This is a genomic window from Lacimicrobium alkaliphilum (assembly GCF_002591895.1).
Taxonomy (GTDB): domain Bacteria; phylum Pseudomonadota; class Gammaproteobacteria; order Enterobacterales; family Alteromonadaceae; genus Lacimicrobium; species Lacimicrobium alkaliphilum.
Genome location: NZ_NISX01000009.1, coordinates 125,267 through 137,608 on the forward strand (window position 1 = coordinate 125,267; position 12,342 = coordinate 137,608).

Below are 12,342 nucleotides of genomic sequence, written 5' to 3' on the forward strand. Positions count from 1 at the left end.
AGGGCGCAGGCAAGGCAAATTTTTGAAGGTTTAGTGGGCCTAAATCAAGAAAATTTGCCGCCGGATGCGCGTTTTTTGGGACTCGCCCTTCGGGAGCGCCTGAAAAAGCCCCACACTGCGTTCTGGTTGCTTAAAATAGTGTCGCTATTCCTGCACAACCACGCCTTGATTGAGATTTTTTCAGGCAGCTCTGGTGTTCGTTTTTTAAACCATATGGTGCTCTTTCACCCTATTTTTTCACAATCAGGACTTCACCATGAAGGTAACACTTAACACTAACTACGGTCCCATTGAACTGACGATGCTGGCCGATAAAGCACCAGCGACGGTAGAAAACTTTCTGGAATATGCTCGTGAAGGCTTTTACGACAACACCATTTTCCACCGTGTGATTGACGGTTTTATGATCCAGGGCGGCGGCATGGAAAGCGGTATGCGTCAGAAAGAAACTAAAGCACCGATTCAGAATGAAGCCAATAACGGTGTTGCCAATAATAAGGGTACCGTGGCAATGGCCCGCACCAATGACCCTCATTCTGCTACCTGTCAGTTCTTTATTAATATTGCAGATAACAACTTTCTTAATTTTCGCAGTGAGAGCATGGATGGCTGGGGCTATTGTGTATTTGCGGAAGTCAGTAATGGCATGGATGTGGCAGAGAAAATTCGCAAAGTAGATACGGGTAACGCCGGTATGCATCAGGATGTTCCCCTCGAAGAGGTGGTCATCCAATCTGTTGAGATCAACGAATAACCCCCTGATGCAACCAACCCTGTTTGTCGCTGACCTGCATCTGAGTGAAGACAGACCCGATATCACCGCGGCATTTGACGCTTTTATGTCTGAACAGGCACAGAATGCTGCGGCTCTGTATGTATTGGGAGATCTTTTTGAGGCCTGGATCGGTGATGATGATACCAGCGCGTTTAATCAGCATATAAAACAGGCTTTCCGGCGACTTACAGAAAGTGGCGTACCGGTTTATTTTATTCACGGCAACCGTGACTTTCTGGTTGGCAAAAAGTTTGCCCATCAGACCGGCATTCAGCTGTTGCCCGAACAGATGGTCATAGATTTGTACGGAGAAAAAGTGCTGATTATGCATGGTGACAGCCTCTGTACACGGGACCATAAATACATGGCCTTTCGTAAAAAATCCCGCGGTTGGTGGTGGCCTAATCTAATGCTTGCATTACCGCTGTGGTATCGCCGAAAAGTGGCGAAAAACGCCAGAAAAACCAGTGCTTTACATCAGAAAAACAGCAGCGAACAGATTATGGATGTGACTTCTTCAGAGGTCGACAGAGTGATGACAGAGGCCGGTGTCAGCAAACTGATCCACGGCCATACTCACAGGCCTGCAATACATAAGTTTCAGCTTGGTGGCAAACAGGCGCAGCGTATTGTACTGGGTGACTGGTACAGCCAGAGCAGCGTGCTGGAAGTCAGAGCAGATGGCATGCAGCTACACGCAAAATCCTTTTAGAGTTGTCTGACGGCAGCACCCATCAACGCCTGAAACGCATCACACTGCCTGAAGATGCGATGCCCAAAGGGCTGGTTTTCCACCCTGAGCCGCCGCTGTTGTTTATGTCCCTGTATGCCAGAATTATTCCTTTTAACAGTCCCCCTCGACATAAAAATTTCATAAATATTTCTTCTTCAGTAAATTAATTATTCATTAATGGCTGATTAACTGTGGGCTACCTTGTAACCAACCGGAGTCCACAAAGGATGTCAGAGAATACAAACAAACTGCGATACAGACGAGCTTGCCTGCTCGCTACCATAATAAGCACTATTATCACTGGCTGTGGAGGATCGGATTCAGACACACTTCAGCCTCAGAATCCTCCTCCCCCATCGGCAGAAACTCCGTCACCGGCTCCTGCGCCTGTCGCTTCGCCACTGAAAATAGGCTTGCTACCTGATACTCAGGGCGGAACGGATGCACAAGGACAGGCCCATGTTGCAATGCATCCGATGCGTGAAGTGCTTAAGCATCAGGCGGCAGCTGAAGTTGATCTGGTCATCGCGCTGGGCGATCTCACCGACCATGGCAGTACTCTGGAATTTTCAGAATGGACCTCTATTGCTTCCCAGTATCAGGATCAGGGAATTGAGTTTTTACCGGTAATGGGCAACCACGAACACAGTTTTGCCTACGCTGTTGAATGGATCGATACCATGAAGCAATACATCCCCGAGGATGCGGTGCATATGCCCGGCTCAGAGTGGGTGAACTATTACATCGTGAGGGATAACGTACTGATTTTTGGCCTCGCCTACTACAACCTGCCGCTGGCTTTTCAGTGGATTAAGGACACCGTATCGTCCATGGAAGAAGAGATTGAACACATTGTTGTCGCCAGCCATGACGGACTGATTGGTGCCAAATATGGTCAGACCAGAGAACAAATCGTGGACGGCACCAAGGATGATGGCTGGGTCTATGATGTTCAGCCTGAGATCCGTAAATTCTTCTCAGATCACGACGTGATCTATGTGCAGGGTCACGAACATCAGTACCAACGCTCTCTGGTAACCGCCAAAACCACCCTGCAAACCCTCCCTTCCAGCGCAACGCCTACTGGCGGTAACTACCGCATGGGCGCATACACCCAGATCATGGCCGGTAATGCCTCCTACAAAGGTTATGAGTTCCGTTATGGTGAACGGGAACTGGTACAGATGATCGTGTCACAGAAAAACGCCACCTACAGCGAAGGTAACGGCTCCGATCATTTTGATGTGAATTCATCAATCTTAACCTTTAATGGCCCTCGCATTGACTATCAGTCTTATTACGCAGAGCACCGTGCTAAAAGCAATGCGCCGGAATTTGCATTTGACGCACAGTGGCATCTGATGGACAAATTCTCGCGCAGCCTTAACCGCTGTGAGACCATGGTTTATCCCAACTCTGTACTGGATGAAACTCGCCCAGTACTGGTGTTCCAGAACCAATATATGAGTAACGATTGCTATGCCGATGACGGGTCCTTCGCAAGGCTTGCAGGCGGAATCAATAATACCTTTAACCGCACAGATAGCCGCACCCGAGACATGGGTTTCACCCCCGGAATCAGCCGCGCCGAGAGCTTAAATGATCTGATGCGCCTGGCCTATCAGTGGCTGTATATTCCCCATGAGCGCTGGAACCCAAACCTTAACAGCCCGTTGAGAGTGGTTCCGGATTATGAAAACGACGAACTGCTGATCCCCGAGACGACGATCGATCTTAAAGAGCATGTTACGCTGAGCTGGCTACAGAGCACAGAGCAGACTCAGACAGATATTCTGATTGTCAGCGGCACCCAGAATCAGACCGGTATCTATCAGGGCGCATATGGCGGGCGTAAGGATATTCAGCAGGACAACGGCCTGCCCATGTCACAAACCGATGGAAATGCCAAAGCGCCGGTTCAGCTACCGCAAGCGGCCACTCAGAGCTGGGATATAAGCGATGCGCAAGCGGATAGTTATGCCATTCAGTTTACCGGCCCGGAGGCGCTCGAGCCGCAAGACCTGATCCTGGCCTCGCGCTCCGCTGAAGGAGACTGGCAGGCCCTGACACCAGAAGAGTGCATTGTAGAGATGGGCTGGACCGATGATTTACTCTCTGCACCGCCAGCCAGGCCAGACGGCTGCGGGGATACCCCTCTGGTTGGTTTGGATACGACCTATGGTAACAGATGGTGGGTAGTGCTGAATCGTGATGCTGAGCTTGCGCTGATCTCCCGTTAAATCATAACACGGTCTCACCTTACCGGTGGTGAGCATCACCGCCGGTATTCAGGGAAACGTCAGACGCCGTCGGGCACACCGCTGTGAAAACGCAGTTGTGGATCCGGGCTTAAAATCAGCTGTGCTTCTGTTTCTCCAAATAACTGCACCCGCTCACTAATATTCCCGCCTGAGACCTTCTCTGCCAGACTCAGATAGTCCTGAAAATGCCGGGCCTCGGAACGCAGTAAAGACAAGTAAAACTCCCCAAGAGTTTTATCTACGAATGGCACCAAAGCGGCAAAGCGCTCGCAGGAGCGGGCTTCAATATAGGCGCCACAGATGAGTTTATCCACCAGTTTCGCCGGTTCATGGCTGCGCACCTTCTGCATCATTCCTCTGGCATAACGAGATGCACTAAGGTTCACATAGTCGATATTGTACTCTGCGAGTATTTCAAGCACTTGCTGGAAGTGATGCAACTCTTCTTTGATCAACAATACCATCTTGTCGATCAGCTCATCCCCTAATTCAAAATCCGAGTTACCGATCAATTTTTTCGATAAGCGTACTCTTGCAAAGTCAGCAGTGCCAATGCCCCGGTATACATAATCCTCATAAGGTTTAAGCCAGGCCAGCAATGCTTCACTGCCGGCATGATCGACGGCATAGGTACGCATCAGCCACATGGCGGTTTGCGCCGCTTTAAGCTCACAATTAGCGTGGTCTATGAGTATTGTGGAAAGATGCACCGGGTGGGTTGCCTGTTCTATCCAGGCTTGCGGCGTGGCACAATGCAGAAATTGACGTATTGGAGATAATAGTGGCTGACATCCGGGTTGGAGCATAAAATCCTGGTTCACTTATTCATATCAGTTATAGGCTGATTCTATCTCAGCCCCCCTTGGATTTCAGCCTGATTGAGCGGGCTGTTGCCTCAACGACTTATACCAACCCGCACAGATTATCGCGAAAAAAACCTCGGCTGCAGATGCTAAAAAACACAATTTTACTAACAAAAACAAAAGGGTATGTTACAACATAACATCATAAAAAGTTAATCCTTTTGCCTTAATTTGTTCATGGTTTCGTCATCTTTCACTCCTAGTCTGACTATCGGCCATTAACGGCCCCATTTCGGTTTGCAGAGCGCCGGCAAAACACCTCGTTCATAAATACAGAGGCGGCTGTTCTGTACCCACGTCGGGCAGTAGATACTAAAGGAAACCACGATGAACTCTAATTGGAAAATTGCGTTAAGTGCGATAGCACTGGCTGTTTCAGGGGGACTGCAGGCAAATGTGCTTCCAGCCGCTCAGGAAAATAGCCCCTGGTATACAGACGCACGTGAGAATGTTGAAAAGAAGCTGCAGGTCAGCAACAGCTTCAAAGCGAAAAATGTCATTTTATTTGTCGGCGATGGAATGGGAGTGTCAACGCTCACGGCTTCAAGAATATTTAAAGGTCAGTTGGCCGGTAACCCGGGTGAAGAGGAATACCTGTCATTTGAACGTTTTCCGCATACCGCACTGGTAAAGACCTACAATGTCGATGCTCAGACGCCCGACTCAGCTGGCACCATGACCGCGATGATGTCAGGTCTTAAAACAGACGCTGGCGTCATCGGCGTGGACGAAGACGTTGTGCGCGGTGACTGCTCGTCTGTGGCTGGTAATGAGGTGGTGACCGCACTTGAACTGGCAGAAATCAAAGGCCTGTCAACGGGTATCATTTCCACCGCCCGTATTACTCACGCCACCCCGGCGGCAACCTATGCTAAATCCGCGGACCGCAACTGGGAGGACAATTCAGATATGCCCGAAGAAGCGGTGACAGGCGGCTGTGTCGATATTGCGCGCCAGTTGATCGATTTCGAACACATTCTGGAGCAACGCTATAGCGGGGTCGATGTCGATGGTATCGAGGTCACCATGGGGGGTGGCCGTCGTCACTTTTTGCCTAAAGATGCGGCGTTTAACAGCCCGGATGCGGTCAGTGAAGTAGAAGGAGATCGCACCGATGAACGTGATCTCACCGCAACCTGGCAGGAATACTACCCTGAAGGTCAGTATGTTTTTGATCAGGCCGGTTTTGATGCGATAGACCCCTCGGCAACAACAAAGATCCTCGGTTTGTTCAACGAGTCCCATATGCAATATGAAGCCGACCGCGGCAATGATATCGCCGGTGAACCATCCATTGCACAGATGACGGAAAAAGCGTTACAGGTACTTGAGCAGAACCAGAAGGGCTTTTTTCTGATGGTAGAATCGGGTCGCATCGATCATGCCCATCATGCTGGCAATGCCCATGGTGCCTTAGCCGACACATTGGCACTGGAACAGGCCGTCAAAACTGCCTATGAAAACACCAACCCGGAGGAAACCCTGATACTGGTTACCGCTGATCATGGTCATGTTTTCACTATTGCCGGCTATCCCAAACGGGGCAATCCCATTCTTGGCAAAGTGGTCAATGTTGGCAGCGAAGAACCGGCCATGGCTGCAGACGGTATGCCTTACACCACTCTTGGATACACCAATGGACGCGGGTTTCAGGATCTGGGGCAACAAACAGACTCCGATGCAGCCTATGCCATGGATATTGCTGCCGGACGAATGGATATCAGCAACGTGGACACCACCACTGCCGGATATCATCAGGAGGCGCTGATACCTTTAAGCTCAGAGACTCATTCAGGCGAAGACATAGCCCTGCACGGTACAGGTCCGGGCAGTCAGCTGATACAAGGCGTGATGGAACAGCACCTCGTCTTTCATTTGATTAACCAGGCTCTGGGCCTGATAGAAGAATAAGCGGAGATTTTCTGATGAACCTTTTAAAATTAAGCATGATCACTACCGCTATCTTAGGCCTTTCGGGTTGTATGCTCGAAGGTGACGATGGTCAGCAGGGACCAGCAGGCAGTGCCGGTAGTGACGGATTAAACAGCCTTACCGTGCAGTCAGACTTACCCAAAGGTGACAACAATTGTCCCAACAGTGGCGTGAAACTGCAAAGCGGCATAGACGGAAATGGTAATGGTAGTCTCGAAGAAGACGAAGTCACAGATACCAGCTATGTTTGTGCACCGGGTGTTTCAGGCCTGTCAGCCTCAGAATTGCTGACCAGTGTCAATAACGACTGGTTCTCACAGGCCTCCTCACAAATACAACTGAATAAGCAAAACTGGCTGGATGCCACTGGCAGCAGAGAGAGTCAGGTAACAACCGAGAAGCTGACGAATCAGCAAAACCTGCAAAAAACCCTGACCTCACTGAAAGGAAAAGCAAAGAATGTGATTCTTTTTGTCGGAGATGGCATGGGCATTTCAACGGTTACCGCTGCCAGAATACTGGAAGGGCAGCTTCAGGGCAAAGCAGGAGAAGAGCATGCACTGAGCTTTGATCAGTTCCCGTTCGCCGGGCTGGCGAAAACCTACAATACCGATGCACAAACTCCCGACTCAGCCGGTACCATGACCGCGATGATGAGTGGTGTAAAAACCGATGTGGGTGTTATCGGCGTCGACGAGGATATTGCACGTGGTGATTGCAGCAGTGCCGCCGGCAATGAACTGGTAACCGCACTGGAGCTGGCAGAAATAGCGGGCAAATCAACGGGAGTTATCAGTACTGCCCGTATCACCCACGCCACTCCGGCTGCGACTTATGCAAAGTCGGCAGACCGTAATTGGGAAGATATCTCTGATATGCCTGCTGAGGCCGTTGATGGCGGCTGTAAGGACATTGCCGAACAGCTGATTCATTTTGAGAACAACCTCAAGGCCAGGTTTGATGGCATTGATATCGACGGTATTGAGGTGACCATGGGTGGCGGCCGCCGCCACTTCCTGCCTAAAGATATGGCTTTTAACAGCCCCGATGCCGTCAGCGCTGTTGAGGGCGACCGCACTGACAACCGGAATCTGACTGCAGAATGGCAATCCCTCTACCCACAAGGGCGATATGTCTACGACAAAACCGGTTTTGATGGCATCGATACCGAGACAACAGAACGGGTACTGGCGCTGTTCAATGAGTCCCATATGCAGTACGAAGCCGATCGCGGCAATGATATCGCCGGAGAACCTTCACTCTCGGAAATGACCGAAAAGGCGATTAAAATTCTTGATAATAACAATAAAGGGTATTTCCTGATGATCGAGTCAGGCCGCATCGACCATGCCCATCATGCCGGAAATGCCTATAACGCCCTGACCGATACCATTGAACTGGCCAAGGCGGTGAGAGTAGCAGACGAACTGAGCAATGATGAAGACACCCTGATTATTGTCACCGCGGACCATGGCCATGTGTTTACCATCGCCGGTTATCCAAAGCGTGGCAACCCGATTCTGGGCAAGGTGGTAAATATTGGCCAGGACAGCCCGGCAATGGCGGCAGATGATCTGCCCTATACCACTCTGGGTTATACCAATGGGTTAGGATACCGAAACCTGGGTGCCGAGACCGATGCGGATCAGGGATATGCCTATCCTGTGGATGCTGGTCGCAAGGACCTGACGGATATAGACACCACCACTCCAGGTTACCACCAGGAGGCCCTGATTCCTTTAAGCTCTGAAACCCATTCAGGTGAAGACGTGGGTATCTACGCCAAAGGGCCGGGTGCCCATCTGGTCAATGGTACCAATGAGCAAAATGTGATTTATCATATTCTTGACCTTACAGCCGATCTGAATGGCCAGGCCAGCAACGCTCTGAAGTAATACCATTGCCACCGGGAAAGGAGCCTTTGAGGCTCCGGCCCCGGCTAATCTGGCCCACACTATCAAAGAGAACAATATGCGATACCTGATCATTTTTACCCTGCTTACCCTCGGTTTTGTCCAAGAGTCAGACGCCGAAACCTGCAACCTTAACAGCAACACTGTTTACGCCGAGTACGAGATTGAAACAACGCTCCGCACCGACAATACTACCCGCACATCGCTGATTCTGGTCAGACAGGGACAACAGGTTGCTCATTATTACCCTCAGACCCAAATTACCGAAATCTGGGAGTCCGCTAAACCTGGCATTATCAAGAAAACACGGTATTTTGATGCACATCAGCGTGCCATTGAATATCAGCCAGGCGACATATCAGGCCAGGCTGGTCATACCGACTGGTCTCATCGCGTTCAGCTGATATCAGACAGCCTGCTGCAACACGCCACCAAAACCGGTTCGCAAACTACTGACTGCGGCATAAAGGAGCATTATCAGTATGACAAAAACGCACAGATTTCATTAACCTGGTTGCCACAACTGAAACTGCTCGAACGCTTCAGACTAAAAGGTGCCGACAGAGAAGAAACCTGGACACTGAAAACGTCCCATACTGATCCAGAGAAAATCGCTGCCTTCTTTGCATCACGCGACCACTATCTGAGTACAGATTTTGCCGATATTGGCGATGATCATACCGATCCTTTCCTGACCAAAATGATAAATCAGGGCTTCTTAGAAAAAGGTGCCAGTGGTTTTTATGATCAGCACGGGCGGGCCTTACAGGCAGAGAATCACCAACACTGATCTCTCTTCCTACAGCAAGGGTAAAGCATCAGGATACGTATTTATCGCAGACAGGACCGAACACAAAAACTCGTGTTAATTTATTGTTATTGATGTATCATTTTATTAACCTTGTGCTGATGCACAAGCTAACTAAAAACAGCTGTCTGCGCTTGAGAGGTAACTATGATACTAAACCACCTGTGGGGCCTGTATGCCCACCCCAAAGAAGAATGGCAGGATATTGAAAAGCGCCATGAGAGCCTGTCTCATAGCCTGACACATATTCTGATTATTGCTCTGATCCCGTCATTAACCAGCTACTACTCTGCGGCCCACCTGGGTTGGAGTATTGGCGTCGGCGATCTGATCAAGCTGACCCATGAAAGTGCCATGATGATGAGCATCGCCATGTACTTTGCCCTGATCGCCGGAGTTGTGGCGCTGGCCTATCTGATTCAATGGATGGCCACCACCTTTGATGCCAAACCGACTTTTACCCAATCACTGGAATTGGCCGCGTACACGGCCACACCGCTGTTTATGGTGGGTTTTGCGGCACTGTACCCGGTACTCTGGTTTGTGATGCTGGTGGGGCTGGCAGGCTTGACCTATTCAGTGTATCTGCTCTATTCAGGTACGCCCATCATTATGCATATACCCGAAGAAAAAGGCTTTATTTACGCCAGCTCGGTGGTCACCTGTGGCCTCGTGTTATTGGTGGTGATTATGGCCGCCTCGGTGATCCTCTGGAGTATGGGTATCGGGCCACAATATATGGCCGGATAGCGGTCAACATCTTACTGAAAAGGCCAGTCTGAGACTGGCCTTTTTGTTGGAAGAAATACGGGGATTCCCGCCAACAACACACAAAGACAAAACTAACCACAGAGGCACGGAGAACACAGAGGTATTAACGGCGGTAAAAATTTCGTGCTTTTACTCCGGACTATCCCTGTCCTGCGCCCTGCGGGCCACCATTAAACTACTGGCGTTAAAAATCGCTCCTGGCGATTTTTTCGTTTTTAGTCCGAGTCCATATTGTGCATTTCCAGATTGCACAGCTCCATTTGCGGAATCTGTTTGGCATTGTCACTGCGCAACATATCCAGTCTGTTCAGGTACTCCTGATCCACATCACCGGTAATATAGCTACCGTCAAATACCGAGGTTTCAAAACGGGTAATCTTAGGATTCTCTTCTCTGACTGCTTCCACTAAATCTTCGATATCCTGGAAAATCAGGCCGTCGGCTTTAATCAACTCACAAATCTCGTCAATTTCCCGGCCATAGGCAATCAGTTCATTGACTGAGGGCATGTCAATTCCATATACATTAGGGAAGCGAATCTCCGGGGCCGCAGACGCAAAGTATACCCGTCTGGCTCCAGACTCTCTGGCCATGGTAATAATCTGTTCTGAGGTAGTTCCCCGCACAATAGAGTCATCTACTAACAGTACATTTTTACCGGCGAATTCTGAAGAAATGGCGTTGAGCTTACGTCGCACCGACTTTCTGCGCTGGGTCTGACCAGGCATGATAAAAGTACGGCCAATATAACGGTTTTTAACAAACCCCTGACGGTAAGGCAGATTCAACTCCTGGGCGATTTGCAAGGCGATATCATTGGAGGTTTCCGGGATAGGGATCACCACATCGATATCCAGATCGGCCCATTCACGAGCTATTTTCTGCCCCAGCTTACGCCCCATATTCACCCTGGAAGCATACACCGAGATACCATCAATAAAAGAGTCCGGGCGTGAGAAATAAACAAATTCAAAGATACACGGCGAATGCGATGGCGTTTCAACACATTGTCTGGTGTGTAGTTTTCCATCTTCGGTCACATATATCGCTTCACCTGGTGCCACATCGCGCACAAAACTGAATCCAACCACATCCAGAGCCACACTCTCCGATGCCACCATATACTCATCACCTGATTCGGTCTGGCGTTTGCCCAGCGCCAACGGTCGAATACCGTGAGGGTCACGGAACGCAACCATACCATGGCCAATGATAGCGGCCACAACGGCGTAAGCGCCTTTAATTTTTTTATGCACCCGACTGATCGCCTCAAAGACATCATCTGGCTGGAGCGTCAGACCTGCGATGGATTGCAGTTCATGGGCGAAAATATTGAGTAGCAGCTCTGAATCTGAAGTGGTATTGATATGACGCCGTGCAATACGAAAAACTTCCTCAGAAAGCTCATGCGCGTTGGTCAGGTTGCCATTGTGAGCAAAGGCAATACCAAAAGGCGAATTCACATAAAACGGCTGCGCTTCTGCAGAGCTTGAGGTTCCTGCAGTTGGATAACGGGCATGGCCGATGCCAAAGTTACCGGTCAGGCGCTGCATATGGCGACTGTGGAACACGTCTCGCACCAGGCCATTCGCTTTACGCAGATGAAACATGCCATTGTCTACAGTGACAATACCCGCGGCGTCCTGTCCTCTATGCTGTAAAACGGTTAAACCATCATACAAAGCCTGATTTACCGGGCCTTTACCTACGATACCAAGGATACCACACATGCAAATTACCTATCAGTTAAAGAGCCGTTGCAGACTCTTCAGAGTTTAAAAAACTGGAATGGTTCTGGAGATACTCGAAGAACCACTCTATTACTACCCTGAATTCCGGGATCAACAAAGACTGCTGCCACCATGTTGAATCAGGGAATGCCGTAAAGGCGTCCATAAAGAACAGCAGTGCACTGACAATCAGCACTCCGCGTAATAATCCAAATACTGCACCCAATGCTCTGTCTGTGCCGGATAAACCTGTATATTGCACCATCTGCCCAACCACATAGTTAAGTAGCCCGCCCAACACCAGGGTCACCACAAAAAGTATGGCAATCGCTACAGCGCTGCGGATCATGGGGTCGGAGAAACTTGTCAGATAACTGCCCAAATCAAGATAAAACTGACTGGCGATAAAAAACGCAGCAAACCAGACTGCGAGAGAAATGGCTTCTTTGACGAAACCTCTGACCAGACTGATCAGAGTAGAGAGGGCGATAATGCCGAGAATGCAGTAGTCGATCCAATTCATGCCGTATTTCGATTGAAAATTGCCGGGCGCATT

General features: G+C 49.7%; 10 protein-coding genes. 7 read left to right on the top strand and 3 right to left on the bottom strand.

All coding sequences use genetic code 11. The features are described from left to right. Positions 1 to 256: 256 nt before the first annotated feature. The 3 genes from CDA54_RS10435 (at position 257) to CDA54_RS10450 (ending at position 3,748) form a co-directional block, all read left to right on the top strand. The gene (locus CDA54_RS10435; RefSeq protein ID WP_099034949.1) at positions 257 to 754 is read left to right on the top strand and encodes a peptidylprolyl isomerase; all 498 of its coding nucleotides are present in this window, start codon (positions 257 to 259) and stop codon (positions 752 to 754) included. A gap of 7 nt (positions 755 to 761) precedes the next feature. Next, a complete protein-coding gene (lpxH, locus tag CDA54_RS10440) occupies positions 762 to 1,487 on the top strand; it encodes a UDP-2,3-diacylglucosamine diphosphatase (RefSeq protein ID WP_099034950.1) in 726 nt (241 codons plus the stop codon). A 434-nt stretch (positions 1,488 to 1,921) separates the two neighbouring features. Beyond that, complete coding sequence (locus CDA54_RS10450; RefSeq protein WP_229748126.1) at positions 1,922 to 3,748, top strand: metallophosphoesterase family protein; 1,827 nt, start codon at positions 1,922 to 1,924, stop codon at positions 3,746 to 3,748. A 59-nt stretch (positions 3,749 to 3,807) separates the two neighbouring features. On the opposite strand, the gene miaE is transcribed toward CDA54_RS10450, so the two are convergent. After that, entirely contained in the window at positions 3,808 to 4,575 is a 768-nt protein-coding gene (miaE, locus tag CDA54_RS10455; protein ID WP_099034953.1) for a tRNA isopentenyl-2-thiomethyl-A-37 hydroxylase MiaE, read from the bottom strand. Between the two features lie 384 nt (positions 4,576 to 4,959). On the opposite strand from miaE, the gene CDA54_RS10460 reads away from it, so the two are divergent. The 4 genes from CDA54_RS10460 to CDA54_RS10475 all read left to right on the top strand — a co-directional run bounded on the left by CDA54_RS10460 (position 4,960) and on the right by CDA54_RS10475 (position 10,035). Next, positions 4,960 to 6,543, top strand: coding sequence for an alkaline phosphatase (locus CDA54_RS10460; protein ID WP_099034954.1), 1,584 nt, complete (start codon positions 4,960 to 4,962; stop codon positions 6,541 to 6,543). A 14-nt stretch (positions 6,544 to 6,557) separates the two neighbouring features. After that, positions 6,558 to 8,459: an alkaline phosphatase gene (locus CDA54_RS10465; RefSeq protein ID WP_099034955.1), complete on the top strand. Its 1,902-nt coding sequence runs from the start codon at positions 6,558 to 6,560 to the stop codon at positions 8,457 to 8,459. A 76-nt stretch (positions 8,460 to 8,535) separates the two neighbouring features. Beyond that, positions 8,536 to 9,267, top strand: coding sequence for a hypothetical protein (locus tag CDA54_RS10470; protein WP_099034956.1), 732 nt, complete (start codon positions 8,536 to 8,538; stop codon positions 9,265 to 9,267). Between the two features lie 165 nt (positions 9,268 to 9,432). Then, the gene (locus CDA54_RS10475; RefSeq protein ID WP_099034957.1) at positions 9,433 to 10,035 is read left to right on the top strand and encodes a Yip1 family protein; all 603 of its coding nucleotides are present in this window, start codon (positions 9,433 to 9,435) and stop codon (positions 10,033 to 10,035) included. A 236-nt stretch (positions 10,036 to 10,271) separates the two neighbouring features. Here CDA54_RS10475 and purF read toward each other — a convergent pair whose 3' ends face one another. Together purF and CDA54_RS10485 are read right to left on the bottom strand one after the other, a co-directional pair. Continuing rightward, positions 10,272 to 11,786 (bottom strand): amidophosphoribosyltransferase, encoded by a 1,515-nt coding sequence (gene purF, locus CDA54_RS10480; protein ID WP_099034958.1) that lies wholly within the window; start codon positions 11,784 to 11,786, stop codon positions 10,272 to 10,274. Positions 11,787 to 11,802: 16 nt separating this feature from the next. After that, complete coding sequence (locus CDA54_RS10485) at positions 11,803 to 12,309, bottom strand: CvpA family protein (protein ID WP_099034959.1); 507 nt, start codon at positions 12,307 to 12,309, stop codon at positions 11,803 to 11,805. Between the last annotated feature and the right edge of the window lie 33 nt (positions 12,310 to 12,342).